We start from the raw sequence: 17,440 nt of genomic DNA, 5'->3' as shown, positions 1-17,440 counted from the left end.
CTGCCTCAATTCAGAATTCTTGATTCAACCTGCACCGGCTTGTTCGCCCGCAACATCAATCCCAGGCCAACGAACAACACCGGCACCACCATCGAAAAGTGCCGAGCGAAGGAGCCGAAGTCCGGTTCGAACAGGCCTTGAACCAGCAAAAATGCCAGCGGAATCGCGATCAGTTCCTTGGGTTTGGTCTGGATCGGCGCGCCCTTGTAATCGGTCGAGGTGATGACTTTGAACAGCAACAGCGCGGTCATGATCATCAACGCCACGAAGATCACCTGGCCCGGCCCGGACAGCAAAATCAGCTCCACCGGGAACGACAGCCGGAAGAAGATGATCATCGAGTCCAGTGCTTGCGAGACGAAGTCGCTGCCGCTGAGCCACGACACGATCAACGACTTGGAGCCCTCTTCGCCCGCCGTACGCAGTTCGTTGTTGCTGGCGCGAATCGACGACACCGGAAACCCGAGCGCCACCTGGATCGCCATGGCGACCGCCAGGTAGAACAGGAACAGCATCAGGAAGAAGGTGAAGCGCGAGACATACTTCTTCATCACGCAGACGCCGACCCAGGACAGTGAAAACAGAATCCAGTAGGGCCGGATCAGCACGCCGTAGATCACCGCCGAGAAGAAAAATCCGCCGCGATATTTGCGCGTCAACGAGCTGAGCAAAATGCTCAACACCGCCACTGACACAATGATTTCCTTGGTCAGGTTTTCAAGGAAGAACGAGCGAACGATGCCCCACAGACACAGCGTGCCGAAGATCGCCAGCGGCATGCGCCGGAAGACCACCACCGGAATCGCCGTGAGGAAAAAATTGCAGAACATGCCGTAGGCCCAGGCATTGGTCAGATTGATCCCGGTGGGCCGCAACAGGAATGCCGAACACTCGTAGGAAGAGCGATCCGGCGAGAACGGGTTCCAGAAATTGCAGTTGTCGGCACGGGCGTAGGACGACCACAAGGTCATGGCATCCGGGCCAGGATCGCGAGGGACCAACAGCGGCATGGCCACTGACAGAAACAACCCGGTGAACAGGATCAGGAACGATATCGACGAGTCGAGTTTCTTGCCGCGAAACTCGATGCACGGCAGCTTCAACCCCATGCCAAAGCCCCTTTCGGCCGGGTCACACGGGTCAACACGGCAATCACGCCGAGCTGCACGATGATCGCAAAAACGTTGCCCCAGGCAGCGCCGTAGATCGAATAGTGCTTGATCAGGACGTAGCTGACCGGCACCGAAACCAGCAAGCAGATCGCCGCACTGGCCAGTGACACGCGGCTGTTTTTCGAGGCAATCAAACCGCCCCAGACGATGTCGCCAATGGCACGCAGGGCGAAGGAAAAAATCAACACGCCGAGGATCGCGTTGTCCGGACGAGGAACACTCGTGGCGACGTAATCGAGCACGACATTGAAGAACAGATAAATCAGCACCGCCACCGCAGCGGACACCACCAGCGAGCGCATTACCCATTTATTGACGAACAATTGCCGGACCGTGAACGGCTGTTGATCCGCCTGAAAACGCTTGGCGAGTACCGGAATGCCAACCACCGCCACCACCGCATAGGACAGCGCCTGCAAGGTATTGGCCGCCGACCAGGCGTACACGTACTTGCCAAGGCTGGCGTAGGGTTCGATGTCGATAATCAGAAAGCGCTCGGCGTACTGACTCAACGCGATCAAGCCCGTGCCCAGATAGAACGGCAATCCGGCCTTCCACACGGTTGCCGTGGCCAGCGTCCCGCTCACCCGGCCCTTGTGCACGTTCACCACAATCAGGTAACCGGCGACGATCACCAGCACGTTGGCCACAACCCACAACCACAGCACACTGGCGATCCCGGACACCCAGCCGAGCATCATCCCGCCCACCGCCAACAGCGCCCAGAGGCCGGTCTTGATGAAAAACAGCAGCGCGCCGGCCGTGGCTTTCTGCGCGGAAAACACAAAGGAGTTGATTTCGAACGACAGGTGTTCCGTGAGCAGAACCAGCGTCACGCAGAGGATCAGCGCGGTCGTTGCCTCGACGTCCTGGAACAGCGAATAAACCAACACCGTCGCCACCGACAGCAGCAGCCCCACGGCCAGGTACAGCAGCAGGACTTTGTCGACGACCCGGCGCGAACTGCCACCGACGCTGATCAGCCGATTGATTTCGGAACTGAAACCGACGCTGTAGAACTTCGACGCAATCAACGAGGCGGCGACCACCACGCCGTAAAAACCCAGCGCCTCATAACCGAGGAAATGGGTGATCGCCAGCACCAGCAAAAACTTCGCGCCCAATGCCCCGCCGCGAAGCAGTAGCCGAAATATCATCGAACGATACCTTTGATGATGTCGTCCATGGCCACGGTTTTCGCCTCGATCTCGCGGCAGGTGTCGGTCAGGCGTTTGCCGAAACTGGACAGTGCGTTCGGCGCGTAGACCGTGTCGATGATGGTGTCGACATTAATGTCGCCGCCGTTGATCACCCAGTCTTCCACGCCCATGTCCTGATAGGCGCCAAAGCCTTTGCGCTCATAGCTGATGTGGTACGCCGGAACGCCGGACAGCAGCGATTCGATGGCGCCGTGCAGGCGCACGGAAATCACCAGGTCCGGCTGATATTTGGCCAGCGTCGCCTTCAGCGGCAGCAGGTCTTCGGTAATGCCCAATTCGCGATAGAACGCACCGTCATCATTGCCGCGAACGGCGCTCTGGACCGCGCAAACCACTTTGCTTTTGTTCTTCAAGCGCTGCAGCAGCAACTTCAAGTTGGCCACGTAGGCGACCTTCTTCTCCTTGCTCCACTCCGGCGGCTTGCGCAGCACCACACACACCGTTGCCGGCGATGACGCGCAACGGGTGAACTTGGGCTGCATGAGGATTTTGCTGGCCAACGACTGCACCGCCAGATCCGGCGCGCGGTAGACATTTTCACAGGCATCGAAAATCGCCGACGACCTGTTGTCACGCACGAACACCGCATCGGCGCTGGCGTAATGCTCGACGATCTTGCTGCTCTCGCCGTGGAACGGTCCGATGCTTTGCGGCAGGTACACCGACGGCACTTTGCTGAGGATTGCGGTTTCCAGTTGCTTGGCGTGGCCCAGTTTCAACTTGATGTGTTCGAAGGCGCTTTTGGAGCGCATGTAGCCGCCACCGACGCCGACGATCAAATCGGTTTTCTTCAACAGCTCAGCGAGACCGGCGTAGGACTGGTTGAGGAACACCGCCTGCTTGACCCGCCCCAGCCCCTTGGCCGCCATGACCGGCGCGTCAAAACGCTTGTGCGGCAAGTAGCTGAAGGACTCTGGATCGGAGGCCACGACACTGATCGAGGTGTCGTCACCAAAGTTTCGCTGGACCAGGGCAATGGCCAGATCCACGAGCAGACCGTCACCGGAGTTGGACGCACTGTAGCCATGCAAAATCGTTACGTTCATATGCTTGAGTTCTACTTAAAAAGTGGGGGCGCGATACAGGTCATAGGTCTGGCGGATCATCAACGCGGCGCTGAAGCGCTCGCGGACGATGCTGCGCCCTTCGTTGCCAAGGTCGAGCAACCGCGGCTTCTGGATTATCGTCAGCACATCGGCCAGCGCCTGGTGATCCCCGCTTGGGAAGACGTAGCCGGACACCTCGTTGGTGACCAGTTCGGGCAGCGACGTGCAGTTGCTGGCAATCACCGGCAAGCCCATGGCCATGCCCTCGAGCGGCACCATGGCAAAGCCTTCCCAGCGACTCGGGACGATCAGCGCATCGGCTTTCTGGTAAAGCACCTGGACTTCGCTCGGCGTCACCCACGGCAGGTATTCAACCCCTTCCATCGGTGGGCACTCGACCGAATCCTCGTTCACGGCACTGCCAACCACCGTCAGTTTCAGGTCACTGCGCTGGACTTTGGCGAAAGCCTTGAGCAACACGTCGAAGCCTTTCTGATAATCGAGACGGCCGACGAAGAGCAGGTGAATGGGCTCGGGACTGTTGGCTTTCGGCGCGTCATCCTTGTGATGAATGCCGTTGTAGATCAGCTTCATGCGCTTGCGCTCAATGCCGAACCGCGCGGCTTTGTCGAGTTCGTACTGGCTGACGCAGATGATCACGTCGGTGACCTTCTGCAATACCCGCTCAATCCACGCGTAGGCTTTCTGCTTGGTCGGCGAGCTTTCCATCAGGAACGAAAAGGCATGGGGGCAGTAGACGATCTTCGGCTTGCGCCAAGGTCGCAACAGCACGCACACGCAACGCCCGATGACCCCGGAAAAGGTGCTGTGCAAATGCACGACATCGGGTTTTTCCTTGAGCATCACCTGGGTCAGTCGCCAGGCGAAGCGCAGCAACGACGGCACATTGCGTCCGGTCCTGGCGAAGGTGCGGATCTGTTGCCCGGCAATCCCGTGCAGTTCCTTTTCCTGATCCTGGGGGACCAGGTAAACCAGCTCATAGCTTGCCGCGTCGCCTTCGGGCGAAGCCGAAATCGTGCGGATCACCGTCGCGACGCCACCTTTGATCGTCTCTGCCACGTGCAGTATTTTTTTCACAACTCACCCACTTCAAACATGAAAGGACAATCGCTGACACTCAGGATTTGTCGGACGCGTATTCGTAGTTGTAATAGCCGTAGCTACCGTTGCCGTAGTAGCTGGCCGCACGCTTCTCGACGCCGTTGAACACCGCGCCCTTCAACTCGATGCCGTTCTGGGCGAATCGACGAATCGTCAGTTCGATCTCTTTGGCCGGGTTCACCCCGAAGCGCGTGACAATCAGGCTGATCCCCGCGTCGCGACCGACAATCGCCGCATCCGTCACTGCCAGCAGCGGTGGCGTGTCGATGATCACCACGTCATACAGCTCGCTGAGTTGCGCCAGCAGCTCACGAAAATTGGCGTGCATCAGCAGCTCGGAAGGATTGGGCGGAACCTGCCCACGGCTGATGAAATGCAGGTTGTCGACTTCGACTTTGTTGATCGCCTGCTCGATGCTGCAGCGCTTGACCAACAGGTCCGACAAGCCATTGGTAATCGGTGTGTTCAGCGTCTTGTGCAGATGGCCTTTGCGCATGTCGGCATCGATCAGCACCACCCGCTGTCCGCTTAGCGCCATGACTGCCGCGAGGTTGGAAGAAACGAAGGTTTTGCCGACCTGTGGGCTCGGGCCGGAAATCATGATCCGGTTGTTGGTCGAATCCAGCCCGGCAAAGTGCAGGCACGTGCGCAAACTGCGGATCGACTCGATGGACAGATCCGTCGGGTTACGCAGGGCCAACAGGTACGCCGGCTTGTCCGCGCCGTCCCGGGCGCGACCTTTTTTGCTGTCCTCTTCCTGTTGCAACGCGCTGTAGGGAATCGATGCGTACACCGGCAAGCCGAGTTGCTCGATGGCCTCCGGACCTTCCAGACCCCGGCTCAGGGATTTGCGCAGCAACACCAGCGCAACGCCGAAAAAGGCGCCGAGGAAGGTGGCAATCAGAACGATCAAGGCTTTTTTCGGTTTGACCGGGCTGGTCAGGTCGACATCCGCGGTGTCGACCAATCGCACGTTGCCCACCGCCCCCGCCCGGACGATGTCCAGCTCCTGGGATTTGTTCAGCAGTTGCGTGTAGATCTGCGACGCCACTTCCACGTCGCGGGTCAGGTTCAGCAGTTCCTGTTGCGTCGCAGGCAGGTCCTGGGCCTTGCCCTCCAGCGCCTTCTGCTGCTGGGTCAATTCGCCGATCTGGGTCATCAGCGCGCGATACGCCGGATGCTGCTTGGTGAACTTGCGATCCATCTCCGCCTGTTGCATTTTCAGTTCGGAGATACGCGTATCCAGGCTGACAACCTGTTCCAGCACCGATTGGGTTTCGAGGGAAATATTGACCGTCTTGCCACGGGTTTGATAACCATTGAGCGCATCGCTAGCCTTGGCCAGGTCGCGTTTGACCTGCGGCAACTGGCCTTGCAGGAACTCCAGGCTCTGCGCCGCTTCCGCCGACGTGCGTTGCACGTTCTGCTGCACATACAACGAAGCGATTTTATTGAGGATTTTCACCGCCTCGGCCGCGTCGCTGCTGGCCAGGGCCAAACGGATGATCCCCGACTCCTTGCCTTGCTCGGAAATATCCAGCGCATCCTGGTAACTCTGGATGGTCACGATCCGTGGATTGCGCACCACTTCGAAGCGCGTGCCAGGGTTTGCCGACAACTGAGCGATCAACCCCTCTACATCGTCCTGTTTGAACGCTTCGCCAGCGACGCCTTCGGCCAGCAAGTTGTCGTTTTCATCGAACAACTGGAATCGATGTTGCTCGCCGGCGATCAACGTGAGCTTCTTGCCCAGCAGTTCTTTCGGCAGATTGAGCCGGCTGATCTCCAGACGCTCACCGCCCCAGGCGTAGCTGTTCAGGCCCAAGCGCGGTGCCGCGACACTGAACTCGGTCTCGCCGCGATAACGTCGGGCGAGAAAACCGCCAATGACCGGGAAGGTGTTGGGGGTGATGTCGATATCAAGGCGAAGATCATCGACCGTTTTGCCGATCACCGCGCGGGACTTGATGATGCCGATTTCGGTCACCGACGGCGATTGCCCGCCGAGCATGCTGTTGAGATCGGAGAACCCGAGCATGTCGTTCTTCTTCGGCTCGACCTGCACCAGCGCGTTCGCCAGGTACACGGGCGTTGCCAAAACCGCATAGGCAACGCCGGTCGCCATGAAGGCGCCGGTGAGCGCGCCGATCAACCATTTCTGGTCAATCAAAGAGCCAAATATGCCGAGAAGATCAATGCTGTCTTGATCGTTGTCACGGGTGCCGATTACTGACGGTAACTGCATAAGTCTGTTCTTACCATTCACTGATCTGAAGAATATTCATCAATGTCCGAGGCGCTGCGCCCATGAGCTAACAGCATCTTCAATCAATGCATGGGCATGAATAAAAGCGGCCTTTCCTTGACGATACGGATCCTGTATTTCTCGCTCGCTCTGCCACTTGCCGAGCAGAAACACTTTGCCCCTGGCATGAGAGGCAATCTTCAGTACTTGTTTTACATGCTCTTTTTCCATGACCAGAATCAGGTCTGATTCATTGACGATGTCCGGTGTAATTTGCCGCGCCTTAAACCCCTGGGCGTTGTGCCCGTGGTCTTCAAGAACCTGGAGGGCCGACGGTTCCATGGCCTCGCCAACCCGCGCGGCAAGGCCCGCCGAGGTGACCGTGATCGCTGAAGGGGCCAGCGCGTTACGCAGCAAAGTTTCTGCTGTCGGACTTCGGCAGATATTGCCCACGCAGACGACAAGGATCTTTCTGAACAAGGTTACTTTCCCGTGTAATATCAATATGCCAACATTTCGAGTGGGCTTTAGTGAACCCACAAGACCTTGCGGCACTGAGAAATAGATTCGCCCTGTTAATACAAGTGCATTAAGTACCACAGCCCTCAAAAGCCACCCAACCAGAATTACCGGACCAAAAATAACTGTGATTTTCCGAAACTGACTACCTGACAAAAAATAACATTCGCGCACTTGGCACCCTCGCGAGCATCCAAATGAAAGTAACGAATCAACCATTGGAAAATGTCATTACCCGCCAGGAGTGCAGGCATGAAATCAGCACGTTTCAAACGGCTCACCGCCTCAACCCTGTTAATGCTGGGTGCAGCCAGCCAGGTTGGCGCCAGTGACTTGTTCCCCCTGCTTGCCGCTAACAAAACCATCGGTGTCCAGGTGAAGATCCAGACCTTCTCCCCCACCGACGCCCAGCAGATCAAGGCCGCGGGCTTCGGATTCGTGCGCTTTGGCGTATGGACCAACAGCCTGGGCGGCGCGGCGTATCAAAAGCAGATCAGCGACGCCTTTGCCGCGGCCAAGTCCGCCGATCTGCCGGTACTGATGACCGTACGCTCGACCAAGGCGCTGACCTCCGCCCCCGACAACACCAGCGAACTCGTTGCTGCGGGCGAATCGTTCGCCAGTTCGGTGAAAGGGCTGGAGCAGTCATACGGCGCGCAGCTCGTCGCGATTGAAATATGGAACGAACCGGACCTGGCGAAGTACTGGCCAACCCGAAATATCGACACGACCTTTGTTCCGTTCATGAGTGCCCTGTGCAAGTCGCTGCAGGACAAACCGCAATCGACGCCGCTGATCGGCTTTGGCTTCGCCCGGCCACCGAGTGCGGGCACGACTTCAGCACTGGCGTTGAAGAAAATCGTCAGTGAATACCCCCGATGCCTGAGTGCGATCTCTTATCACCCCTATGGCATGTCCGGCGCGCAGATCAGCAAGGCCCAGGTGTTTATTCAGCAAAACTTCAATCTACCGGGCGTCATCAGTGAATGGGGCGTTCCCTCCCTCAGCTCAAACGGCGGGATCGAAGCGCAGGCCAGCAAAATCAGCACCTTCATCGCCGACGTCAAGAAGCTCGATATCCCGCTGACATCGATCTACGAGTGGAAAAACAGTGAAACGGGCAACAACGACCGTGAGAGAAACTTCGGTTTCCTGACCTCCGACGGCCAAGCGAAACCGGCGAAAATGGCCGTCTCGACTCAGTTGAATCCGCAGTAGGAGCTACGTCCACGGCGCGCTGACGGTCAGTTGCTTTGAACCTGTGCCGCGTTTCGGCATCGTATTCATCAATACCACGCCCCGCCTTTCAAACAACCGTTTTCAGGTTGTTGCCGCAGGGGCCGTCTATACACGTACACGCCCTTGAGTGGCTGTCAGCGCTCGGGTAATGTCATCAGACCCATAGGACAGAGCACGCCCATGACTTCCAAGCTGGAACAACTCAAACAAATGACAACCGTGGTTGCCGACACCGGCGACTTCGAAGCTATCGCTCGCGTTAAACCCGTGGACGCCACCACCAACCCTTCCCTGCTGCTCAAGGCCGCGGCCATTCCTGCGTATGCCGAGCTGCTGAACGCCAGCGTCAATGACTGCAAGGGCGATGTGGGCCTGGCCAGCGACCGTTTTGGCGTGGCCGTGGGGCAAGAAATCCTGAAAGTGATCCCGGGCCGCATTTCCACCGAAGTGGATGCGCGCCTGTCGTTCGACACCGATGCCATGTTGAAGCGTGCGCATCGCCTGATCGAGCTGTACGACAAGGCCGGTATTGGCCGCGACCGCGTGCTGATCAAGATCGCCTCCACCTGGGAAGGCATCTGCGCTGCCGAGATCCTGGAAAAGGAAGGCATCCAGACCAACCTGACCCTGCTGTTCTCCTTTGCCCAGGCGGCCGCCTGTGCCGACGCCGGGGTGTTCCTGATTTCGCCGTTCGTGGGCCGTATCTACGACTGGTACAAGAAAGCCAACGGCAACGACTACACCGGCGCGGATGATCCGGGCGTGCAGTCGGTGACGCGCATCTACAACTACTACAAGGCCAATGACTACAAGACCGTGGTCATGGGGGCGAGCTTCCGCAACCTGGGCCAGATCGAGCAACTGGCCGGCTGCGACCGCCTGACCATCAGCCCGGACCTGATCGACAAGCTGGCCGCGGATACCGGCAAGCTGGAGCGCAAACTGGCGCCAGGCCATGCCGGTGAAGCGCGCCTGAGCCTCAACGAATCGCAATTCCGCTGGCTGTCCAACGAAGATGCGATGGCGACCGAGAAACTGGCTGAAGGCATTCGTCAGTTCGCGCGGGATCAGGAGAAGCTCGAGGCATTGTTGCAGGCCAAGCTGTGATCTGAGTGGGTGTAATGCAAAAAGGGCGAACCTTCACAGGTTCGCCCTTTTTTGTATGTGTGGTGACTGTCAGGACGCCATCGCGAGCAAGCTCGCTCCTACAGGGGATCAATGGCGTTCGAGCGCATTCACCAGGTCATGGAAGGCTTCACGATTGGTGTCGTTCAGGCCCATGAGGATCTTGTGCGCTTCGAGCACCTTGATCCGCACCACTTCTTCGGACTGATCCTGGTCTGGCAGGTCGTCCAGGCATTCCGGGCATGGCACCGGCTTGTCGACGATGTTGAACACCTGCTCGAAGCCCATGGACTGCAACAGACGGGTGATGTCTTCGTGGGTGGTGACGACGGTCGGCAGCAGGCCGACCTTCTGCCGCGACAGGATCGACAGCTTGGCCAGCAGGCCAAGCGTGGTGCTGTCGATGCTGCGGGTTTCGGTCAGATCGATCACGATCGCGTTGAAATTCAACGCGCTGAAGATCCGCTCGATAGTCGCATCCAACGCCGAACACAGGGTCAGGCGAACTTCACCGACGAACTTCAGGACGAAGGTGCCATCCTGCTCGGCGAACTGGATTCTACCAGTACTCATCAAAGATTCCTGCTCAACACCAACAGGGCGATATCATCCGGCATCTCCCCTAGCGTGGCCAATCCAAAAACCTGCCGCAACCCATCCAGGGTGCCGCCCGCAGCCTTGACCCGTTGGGGCAACGCCGCCTCTTTTTCTTTGAGTGTGGGTTCTGGCAAAAGATCCAGAATGCCATCAGACATCAGCGTCAGGCTGAACGTCGGTGGCAGTTCCAGCACATGGTCTTCGTAGGTGGCTTCGTTGAAAAGGCCCACCGGCAGACCACGCCCTTCCAGATAACGAACACTGTCTGGCGTGTACAACACTGGCAACGGCAGATGACCGCCGATGCTATAGGTCAACAAACCGGTCTCCTCGTCGATGACTCCACCGACCATTGTGACGTGTTTACCCAGCTTACAACTGATCAGGCCCCGGTTGATATGACCGAGAACCTCTGAAGGCTTGAATTCCGGCAAGGTGCCGCTGCGCTTGGATTCGAACAGCAGGCGCGTGGTCATGAACTTCAACAGCACGGTGACGAAGGCTGAAGAGGCGCCGTGACCGGAAACGTCCGCCAGGTAAAAGGCGACCCGGCGCTCGTCGACCCGGAAGTAATCGACGAAATCACCCGACAGGTACAGCGACGGGATGATCTGGTGAGCAAACTTGAACTCGTCGATGGTCCAGGGGCTGACCGGCAGCATGTTCATCTGCACCTGGCGACCGGCGTTCTGGTCCTCCTGGAGCAGGTTCAGGCTGGCTTCGAGCTCGCGGTTGGCCTTCTCCAGCTTCTCGCGGTAGCGCTGGTTCTCCAGCAGCAGGCGCGCACGATCCAGGGCCCGGCGCACAGAGTGCTCGAGCACGGCCAGATCTTCGAGAGGCTTGATCAGGTAGTCCGCCGCGCCCAGGCGCAGGGCTTCGACCGCGTCGTTCATCACGCCGGCACCCGACACCACGATCACCGGGGTTTGCGGTAATCGCTCGGTCACCTGGCGGATGAGTTCGAGTCCGCCCATCTGCGGCATGCGCAGATCGCAGATGACCAAGTCGGGCTTGTCTTGCTCGAATACCTGAAGACCCTGCTGACCATTGCTGGCCTGCAAGACGCTGAAACCACTGTCTTCCAAATAGGCGGCGAGGCTCGCGCGCACTACTTCGTCATCATCGATTATCAGCAGCGTGGCACTGGTTTTTGGCATGTGGGCAAACGGCGCCAGAATTAGGTTGGCGTAGCAGGCGGGGACTTTGGCCCGGCACTGACTACTGGATTCGCTTTCTAGCCTCTCTGTCGCACCGCTTTCGGGCATTTGCCCTACACACATGTACACCAGAGGTGCCCTTCTAAGGCGCAGACGGTACTCCCATCCGCGGGGCGTTTCAAGCTCACGCCGATGGTCGCTTGACGTCTTTATTTGTCAAATCACCGAGAGTTATAAGAACAGGCAAATCCGTAACCCAATGGAAGGATCGAACCCATGAGTCAAACCGCTCGGGACTACGGCGAAAAGCGCGATTTCATTCGCATGCGGGTCTTCGCAAACAAAAAAGGCGACCTTGATGGCCGCCTTTTTCAGTTTACCGGTCGAAATCAGAAATCGTCTTCGACCTGACCGTCTTTCACCTTGAATTCGCGGTTCTGCAAGTACGCATTACGGATGAAGGTGTACTTGTCGCCGGTGATCAGCTTCTCGCTCGACAGCAGGTTGGCACGGGTGTCGACGATGTCCAGCGCGTAGAACGAGTTACGCACCGGAACGTCGTCTACGTAACGATAAGCACCGGTATAGCTGTCGACGTACTTGGACGGTGCATCACGCAAGGTGCTTGGCCCCAGCAGCGGCAGCATCACGTAAGGGCCGCTGCCGACACCCCAGTAACCCAGCGTCTGACCGAAGTCTTCGTCATTGCGCTGCAGGCCCATTCTGGTGCCGACATCAATGACGCCCAGCAAACCGAAAGTGGTGTTGAAAATGATTCGCGCGGTATCAACGCCTGCGGCGTGAGGTTTGGCCTGCAGGATATCGTTGGCCAGGTTGCGCACATCACCAATGTTCTGGAAGAAGTTGTGAACACCGTCTTCGACAAACTGCGGCGCCACGTACTGGTAGCCCTGGGCCAGGGGTTTGAGCGCGTAGGTATCGATCACGTCGTTGAACTTGTAAATCGGGCGGTTGACGCTTTCCCAAGGATCCTCTTCCGTGGCTGCCTGGGCAACGAACGGAACCAGCATCACACTGGCGCATACACAAATCCTGGCTAGATGATTGCTCCAGCGCATAGAAAAAAAACTCCTTGGTTTGTACCGGCTCGGGCACTTGGCCCAGGCAATAAGTTGGCAAGTATAAGACGTAAACGCCGTTTAACGCACTTTGCACGAGATCCACACAGACACAATCGCGCCAAGTGTGAGCGATTCACATCCATGTCATTCAACTGTCACCGTCGCCCACTAGCCTTCAGGCTATTTCAGGGACGTCCACATGCCGCTCGCCGAAGCCTTGCCCCAAACCGCACCCAGCCTGACCGCCGTACTGTTCGGCCTGAGTGGCTGCCTGGTGGATTTCGGCGCGCACACGCACCGGCACGGCAGCCACTCGGCCGAACACGCTGAGGCCACACCCGGCGCACTGGATAGCCTGCGCAGCTTGCAGCGCCAGCAAATCCCCTGCGCCTGGCTCGATGAACTGCCCCCTGCCCTCAGCCAATCCCTGGCCGCGGCGCTACCGGAATGGATCAAGCCCTCGCAACATCCAGCAACAAACAACCCATGGCCCGCCCCGAATGCCTGCTGGCAAGCCTTGATGACCCTGAACGTCGAGCGACTCGACGGCTGCGTGCTGGTGAGCGGCGAACCCCGCTTGCTGCAAGCGGGGCTCAATGCCGGGTTGTGGACCATCGGCCTGGCATCCTGCGGCTCGCTGTGCGGGCTGGCGCCCGAGCAATGGCAAGCGTTGACCCCGCAGGAGCGCGATATCAAACGCGCCAAGGCGACGATGCAACTGTTCGGTCTGGGCGTGCATTCGGTGATCGATCACCTCGGTGAACTCGACACCTGCCTGGCCGATATCAGCTTGCGTCGGCTCAAGGGCGAAAAGCCCTGACCGAGATCATGCACATTGGGCGCGAGTGGATTAATCTAAAGGTAAGCCATCGACCTTTGGCCTGCCGCCATGGTCTATGCCAGTGCCTATCGATTAAAGAAGGAAGAACGCCATGCCTGCCCGCGAACTGCAAGAACAGCTCAATGCCCTGCGCGAGCAATTGGAACAGAATCCTCCATTGTCTGAAGCCGAACGCGCCGAGCTACACGAACTGATGCAACAGATCGAGTTGAAGCTTGAACTCGAAACCAAAACCCAGGATTCCAGCCTCGCCGATGGCGTCAACCTGGCCGTGGAACGCTTCGAACTCGAACACCCTACCCTTGCCGGCACCCTGCGCAACATCGGGCAGGCCTTGGCCAACATGGGGATCTGAACCCTCCTGATGCAAAAAAGATCGCAGCCTTCGGCAGCTCCTACACCTTGAATCGTAGGAGCTGCCGAAGGCTGCGATCTTTTGTTTTTACTGACGGACCAGGCGATGGTTCGGCAATTGCACCTCTTCAGTGCTGCGGTACGGGTTGATATCCAGCCCGCCACGACGCACATAACGCGCATACACCGTCAGTTTCTCCGGCTTCAGCAACCGCTGCAGGTCAAGGAAGATCCGCTCCACACACTGCTCATGGAAGTCCGAGTGCTGGCGGAAGCTGACGATGTACTCCAGCAGACTGGCGTGATCCAGCGCCGCGCCACGGTACTCCACCGCCACGCTGCCCCAGTCCGGCTGGCTGGTGACCGGGCAGTTGGACTTGAGCAAATGACTGTGCACGCTCTCCTCGACAATGCGCGAATCATCGCAACGCAGCAGTTCCGGCCGTGGATGCTCATAGTTGCTGACGCTGATATCCAGCTCATCGATGCACACGCCCGGCAAGGCCACGACGCCTTCGCTCTCGACATCCTGGAGACTGCGAATGCGCACGCCCACCGGCTTGCCGGCAGCCGCCGACAAGTCCTTGGCCAGCGTCGCCTCAAGGCTCGCGGTATCGGCAAACGGCGTCTGGTTCAGGGAGTTGAGGTACAGCTTGAACGACTTCGACTCGATGATGTTCGGCGAATCCGCCGGAATGCTGAATTCGCCGATCGCCACCACCGGCTTGCCCGAAGGCAGGAGCCAGGACAGCTCGAAGCAGTTCCAGAAGTCCACGCCTTTATAAGGCAGGGTTTGCGCCGTCAGGCCCAGTTCCGCCCACTTCGCGGTGCGCGGGATCGGGAACAGCAAGGACGGCGTGTAGGTGGCGATGTATTCGCTGGACTTGCCCAGCGGCGAATGTTCGGCTGCGGGATGCATGGCGGAAACCTGACTGAAGAATCAGCGGATTCTATCAGCCTTTGCTCCCGCCTTTGAGTGCTTACTGACTGACAGTCAATTTGCCGACCATGCCGGCCTGGTAATGACCGGGGATATTGCAGGCAAATTCCAGATTGGTGGCCTTGCTGAAGGTCCAGGTCAGCTCGGCGGTCTTGCCCGGCTCCACCAGCACGCTGTTGGGGTCGTCATGCTTCATGCCGTGGTCCATTTTGCCGTGATCCATGCCGGCCATGTTGCCGTGGTCCATGGCCTTCATGCCGGTGGGCGTCAGCATGCCGCTCTGTTGCATCTGCAACATTTCCTGCTGGTGTTTGGCGTGCATCGCCGCATCCCCCAGGTTGAGCTCATGCAACAACTGGCCTTTATTGACCAGCACGAAGCGCACGGTTTCCCCGGCCTTGACGTCGATGGCCTGCGGCGTGAAGGACATGTCCTCCATCACCACCTCGATGCTGCGGATCGCCTTGGCCGCCGGGGCCGGCTGACCGAAATCGTAGGTATGCCCGGCGTCCGCCAACACCGGTGAACTCAGCGCCAGCAAACAAACGATTTGCGCCACGGATTTGCGTAAAAACATCGTCATACTCCAACAAGATAAGGCTCAGCATGGGCAAAACTCTAAACTGCTGCCACTGCCCGCAACCTGACAGCCAGATTACAACTTTGTCAGGTTGCCCTGTGCCAATGCTTGCCACGGTATAAAGCGTTCGTTCCACTTGCCATGAGTCGCCCATGAAACTGCTGATTGTCGAAGACCAACCGAAAACCGGCCATTACCTGCGCCAGGGCCTGGCCGAGGCCGGGTTCAACACGGAACTGGTGGCCGATGGCACTACCGGCCAGCAATTGGCCCTCAGCGGCGAATATGCCCTGCTGATTCTTGATGTGATGCTGCCGGGTCGTGATGGCTGGCAGATTCTGCAAGCGGTGCGCAGCGCCGGCCTGGACACGCCGGTACTTTTTCTGACCGCCCGTGACGCCGTGGAGGACAGGGTTCACGGCCTCGAACTGGGCGCCGATGACTATCTGGTCAAGCCGTTTGCCTTCTCCGAACTGCTGGCCCGGGTCCGCAGCCTGTTGCGTCGCGGCAGCGCCACGCCCCAGGAGACCAGCCTGCAACTGGCCGATTTGCGCCTGGACCTGATCCGGCGCCGGGTCGAACGCAGCGGCCAGCGTATCGACCTGACCGCTAAGGAATTCGCCTTGCTGGAAATGCTCCTGCGCCGTCAGGGCGAAGTTTTGCCCAAGTCGCTGATTGCGTCCCAGGTCTGGGACATGAATTTCGACAGCGACACCAATGTCATCGAGGTGGCGATCCGGCGTCTGCGCCTGAAGATCGACGATGAATTCCCCAACAAGCTGATTCACACCGTGCGCGGCATGGGTTACGTCCTTGAAGAGCGCCCCGTCTGATGCGCCGTCTCTCCTTGAGCAGCCGCCTGGCGCTGCTGTTTGCGGCGTGCACCGCCGTGGTGTCGTTGTTCGCCGGCGTGCTGTTCAGTCGCGCCAGTGAGGCGCACTTCGTTGAACTCGACCAGCAACTGCTGGACGGCAAGCTGATTGGCTTGCGTCGGGCCCTGCACGACCTTCAGTCGAGTGACAGCGAGGTGAAGCTGGCAGAGGAATTGAGTCGACAGGCTGACCTGTCCCTGCGAATCACCGGCAGCGACGGCCAGCGCTGGTATGACAGCTCGACCAACATTCCCCAGGCATTGCCGCGCCAACCCGGATTGTCGACGGTGAGCCATGAAGGCACAGATTACCGCGTGCTGAATGCGCCGCTTTTCGCGGACAAACCCGAGTCACCGCAACTGACCCTGCTGCTGGACATCACCCACCACCAACACTTCCTGCAACGCATGCAGCATTTGATCTGGCTGACCGTCGGCCTGTCAGCCCTGGCCACCGCTCTGCTGGGCGCCTGGGCGGCACGCAGCGGCTTGCGCCCGTTGCGGCGGATCAGCGCGGTGGCCAGTGGTGTTTCCGCGCAATCGCTGAACTCGCGGCTGCCTGAAGAAAACATGCCGCCGGAACTGGCGGAAATGTCCCACAACTTCAACGCCATGCTCGGACGCCTCGACGACTCGTTTCAGCGCCTGTCCGCGTTCTCCGCCGACATCGCCCATGAACTGCGCACGCCACTGTCGAACCTGCTGACCCACACCCAGGTCACCCTCACCCGCCCTCGCCCCATCGAGGACTACCGCGAAGCCCTGCACAGCAACCTCGAAGAGCTGCAATGGATGGCGCAACTGGTCAACGACATGCTCTACCTGGCGAAAGCCGATCACGGCTTGTTAATGCCCAAATGCGAGCCACTGGAACTGGCGGAGGAAGCGGATCTGCTGCTGGAGTTCTTTGCGCCATTGGCCGAAGACGCGCAGGTAAAACTGAGTCGTGACGGCACTGCCCGCATCGAAGGTGACCGCAGCATGTTGCGGCGGGCATTGTCGAACCTGCTGGACAACGCACTGCGCTTCACGCCGGCCGATGGCGAGGTTCGGGTGCGAATCGTCGATCAGCCAAAAGAACTGCGCCTGAGCGTTGAAAATACGGGCCAACCGATTTCCAAAGATCTATTGCCGCGCCTGTTTGACCGGTTTTACCGGGCCGATCCTGCGCGTCGTGAAGGCAGTAGCGAACATGCGGGACTGGGATTGGCGATCACCCAGTCGATCATCCGTGCCCATGGCGGGCAGATTCGTTGCGAATCGGAGAATGGGTGGACGCGGTTTGTGATCGAGTTGCCAAGGGAGGATTGAGGCTGGCAGTTGCGGCCCC

General features: G+C 58.8%; 17 protein-coding genes. 6 read left to right on the top strand and 11 right to left on the bottom strand.

Annotated elements, in window-relative coordinates:
• Nucleotides 1-5: 5 nt before the first annotated feature.
• The 6 genes from AC3IP0_RS09895 to AC3IP0_RS09870 are packed head-to-tail and all read right to left on the bottom strand — an operon-like array spanning nucleotide 6 to nucleotide 7,285.
• Nucleotides 6-1,109, bottom strand: a complete 1,104-nt coding sequence (locus tag AC3IP0_RS09895) for a hypothetical protein (protein ID WP_489319079.1) — start codon at nucleotides 1,107-1,109, stop codon at nucleotides 6-8.
• Nucleotides 1,100-2,329, bottom strand: coding sequence for an MATE family efflux transporter (locus AC3IP0_RS09890; protein WP_489319078.1), 1,230 nt, complete (start codon nucleotides 2,327-2,329; stop codon nucleotides 1,100-1,102). Before AC3IP0_RS09890 ends, AC3IP0_RS09895 begins: the two co-directional genes overlap by 10 nt.
• Nucleotides 2,326-3,438 (bottom strand): polysaccharide pyruvyl transferase family protein, encoded by a 1,113-nt coding sequence (locus tag AC3IP0_RS09885; RefSeq protein WP_489319077.1) that lies wholly within the window; start codon nucleotides 3,436-3,438, stop codon nucleotides 2,326-2,328. Before AC3IP0_RS09885 ends, AC3IP0_RS09890 begins: the two co-directional genes overlap by 4 nt.
• 15 nt (nucleotides 3,439-3,453) lie before the next feature.
• The gene (locus tag AC3IP0_RS09880; RefSeq protein WP_489319076.1) at nucleotides 3,454-4,536 is read right to left on the bottom strand and encodes a glycosyltransferase; all 1,083 of its coding nucleotides are present in this window, start codon (nucleotides 4,534-4,536) and stop codon (nucleotides 3,454-3,456) included.
• A 40-nt stretch (nucleotides 4,537-4,576) separates the two neighbouring features.
• Complete coding sequence (locus tag AC3IP0_RS09875; protein WP_489319075.1) at nucleotides 4,577-6,805, bottom strand: polysaccharide biosynthesis tyrosine autokinase; 2,229 nt, start codon at nucleotides 6,803-6,805, stop codon at nucleotides 4,577-4,579.
• Nucleotides 6,806-6,844: 39 nt separating this feature from the next.
• On the bottom strand, nucleotides 6,845-7,285 hold the full coding sequence (locus AC3IP0_RS09870; protein ID WP_046038070.1) for a low molecular weight protein-tyrosine-phosphatase: 441 nt from the start codon (nucleotides 7,283-7,285) through the stop codon (nucleotides 6,845-6,847).
• Between the two features lie 291 nt (nucleotides 7,286-7,576).
• On the opposite strand from AC3IP0_RS09870, the gene AC3IP0_RS09865 reads away from it, so the two are divergent.
• Nucleotides 7,577-8,542 (top strand): glycosyl hydrolase family 5, encoded by a 966-nt coding sequence (locus AC3IP0_RS09865; protein ID WP_489319074.1) that lies wholly within the window; start codon nucleotides 7,577-7,579, stop codon nucleotides 8,540-8,542.
• A gap of 201 nt (nucleotides 8,543-8,743) precedes the next feature.
• Nucleotides 8,744-9,670: a transaldolase gene (tal, locus tag AC3IP0_RS09860; RefSeq protein ID WP_489319073.1), complete on the top strand. Its 927-nt coding sequence runs from the start codon at nucleotides 8,744-8,746 to the stop codon at nucleotides 9,668-9,670.
• Nucleotides 9,671-9,778: 108 nt separating this feature from the next.
• On the opposite strand, the gene rssC is transcribed toward tal, so the two are convergent.
• The 3 genes from rssC to AC3IP0_RS09845 form a co-directional block, all read right to left on the bottom strand.
• Complete coding sequence (gene rssC, locus AC3IP0_RS09855; RefSeq protein ID WP_007978612.1) at nucleotides 9,779-10,261, bottom strand: anti-sigma factor antagonist RssC; 483 nt, start codon at nucleotides 10,259-10,261, stop codon at nucleotides 9,779-9,781.
• Nucleotides 10,261-11,442, bottom strand: a complete 1,182-nt coding sequence (gene rssB, locus AC3IP0_RS09850) for a two-component system response regulator RssB (protein ID WP_489327268.1) — start codon at nucleotides 11,440-11,442, stop codon at nucleotides 10,261-10,263. Before rssB ends, rssC begins: the two co-directional genes overlap by 1 nt.
• Nucleotides 11,443-11,831: 389 nt before the next feature.
• Entirely contained in the window at nucleotides 11,832-12,521 is a 690-nt protein-coding gene (locus AC3IP0_RS09845) for an MlaA family lipoprotein (RefSeq protein ID WP_489319072.1), read from the bottom strand.
• Between the two features lie 202 nt (nucleotides 12,522-12,723).
• Between AC3IP0_RS09845 and pcrP the strand changes: the two genes are divergently transcribed.
• Nucleotides 12,724-13,344 (top strand): HAD superfamily inactivated hydrolase PcrP, encoded by a 621-nt coding sequence (gene pcrP / locus AC3IP0_RS09840; RefSeq protein WP_489319071.1) that lies wholly within the window; start codon nucleotides 12,724-12,726, stop codon nucleotides 13,342-13,344.
• Between the two features lie 112 nt (nucleotides 13,345-13,456).
• Nucleotides 13,457-13,720 carry a DUF4404 family protein gene (locus AC3IP0_RS09835; RefSeq protein WP_008053327.1) on the top strand — a complete coding sequence of 88 codons (264 nt, stop codon included), beginning with the start codon at nucleotides 13,457-13,459 and terminating at the stop codon, nucleotides 13,718-13,720.
• 87 nt (nucleotides 13,721-13,807) lie between these two features.
• On the opposite strand, the gene queF is transcribed toward AC3IP0_RS09835, so the two are convergent.
• Nucleotides 13,808-14,638 (bottom strand): NADPH-dependent 7-cyano-7-deazaguanine reductase QueF, encoded by an 831-nt coding sequence (gene queF / locus AC3IP0_RS09830; RefSeq protein WP_489319070.1) that lies wholly within the window; start codon nucleotides 14,636-14,638, stop codon nucleotides 13,808-13,810.
• 61 nt (nucleotides 14,639-14,699) lie between these two features.
• The gene (gene copI, locus AC3IP0_RS09825) at nucleotides 14,700-15,236 is read right to left on the bottom strand and encodes a copper-resistant cuproprotein CopI (protein ID WP_489319069.1); all 537 of its coding nucleotides are present in this window, start codon (nucleotides 15,234-15,236) and stop codon (nucleotides 14,700-14,702) included.
• Nucleotides 15,237-15,391: 155 nt separating this feature from the next.
• Here copI and AC3IP0_RS09820 point away from each other — a divergent pair, with 155 nt between their 5' ends.
• Nucleotides 15,392-16,072: a heavy metal response regulator transcription factor gene (locus tag AC3IP0_RS09820; protein ID WP_489319068.1), complete on the top strand. Its 681-nt coding sequence runs from the start codon at nucleotides 15,392-15,394 to the stop codon at nucleotides 16,070-16,072.
• Nucleotides 16,072-17,421: a heavy metal sensor histidine kinase gene (locus AC3IP0_RS09815; protein WP_489319067.1), complete on the top strand. Its 1,350-nt coding sequence runs from the start codon at nucleotides 16,072-16,074 to the stop codon at nucleotides 17,419-17,421. Before AC3IP0_RS09820 ends, AC3IP0_RS09815 begins: the two co-directional genes overlap by 1 nt.
• Nucleotides 17,422-17,440 lie beyond the last annotated feature (19 nt).

The organism is Pseudomonas sp. GL_103 (assembly GCF_057835175.1).
Note: the sequence above shows the minus strand (reverse complement) of the source record. Positions and strands in the feature narration are given on the sequence as shown.

Coding starts and splice junctions, on each gene's coding strand:
- AC3IP0_RS09895 (WP_489319079.1), bottom strand. CDS start 1,109: ATGGGGTTGAAGCTGCCGTGCATCGAGTTTCGCGGCAAGAAACTCGAC.
- AC3IP0_RS09890 (WP_489319078.1), bottom strand. CDS start 2,329: ATGATATTTCGGCTACTGCTTCGCGGCGGGGCATTGGGCGCGAAGTTT.
- AC3IP0_RS09885 (WP_489319077.1), bottom strand. CDS start 3,438: ATGAACGTAACGATTTTGCATGGCTACAGTGCGTCCAACTCCGGTGAC.
- AC3IP0_RS09875 (WP_489319075.1), bottom strand. CDS start 6,805: ATGCAGTTACCGTCAGTAATCGGCACCCGTGACAACGATCAAGACAGC.
- AC3IP0_RS09865 (WP_489319074.1), top strand. CDS start 7,577: ATGAAATCAGCACGTTTCAAACGGCTCACCGCCTCAACCCTGTTAATG.
- tal (WP_489319073.1), top strand. CDS start 8,744: ATGACTTCCAAGCTGGAACAACTCAAACAAATGACAACCGTGGTTGCC.
- rssC (WP_007978612.1), bottom strand. CDS start 10,261: ATGAGTACTGGTAGAATCCAGTTCGCCGAGCAGGATGGCACCTTCGTC.
- rssB (WP_489327268.1), bottom strand. CDS start 11,442: ATGCCAAAAACCAGTGCCACGCTGCTGATAATCGATGATGACGAAGTA.
- AC3IP0_RS09845 (WP_489319072.1), bottom strand. CDS start 12,521: ATGCGCTGGAGCAATCATCTAGCCAGGATTTGTGTATGCGCCAGTGTG.
- pcrP (WP_489319071.1), top strand. CDS start 12,724: ATGCCGCTCGCCGAAGCCTTGCCCCAAACCGCACCCAGCCTGACCGCC.
- AC3IP0_RS09835 (WP_008053327.1), top strand. CDS start 13,457: ATGCCTGCCCGCGAACTGCAAGAACAGCTCAATGCCCTGCGCGAGCAA.
- queF (WP_489319070.1), bottom strand. CDS start 14,638: ATGCATCCCGCAGCCGAACATTCGCCGCTGGGCAAGTCCAGCGAATAC.
- copI (WP_489319069.1), bottom strand. CDS start 15,236: ATGTTTTTACGCAAATCCGTGGCGCAAATCGTTTGTTTGCTGGCGCTG.
- AC3IP0_RS09820 (WP_489319068.1), top strand. CDS start 15,392: ATGAAACTGCTGATTGTCGAAGACCAACCGAAAACCGGCCATTACCTG.
- AC3IP0_RS09815 (WP_489319067.1), top strand. CDS start 16,072: ATGCGCCGTCTCTCCTTGAGCAGCCGCCTGGCGCTGCTGTTTGCGGCG.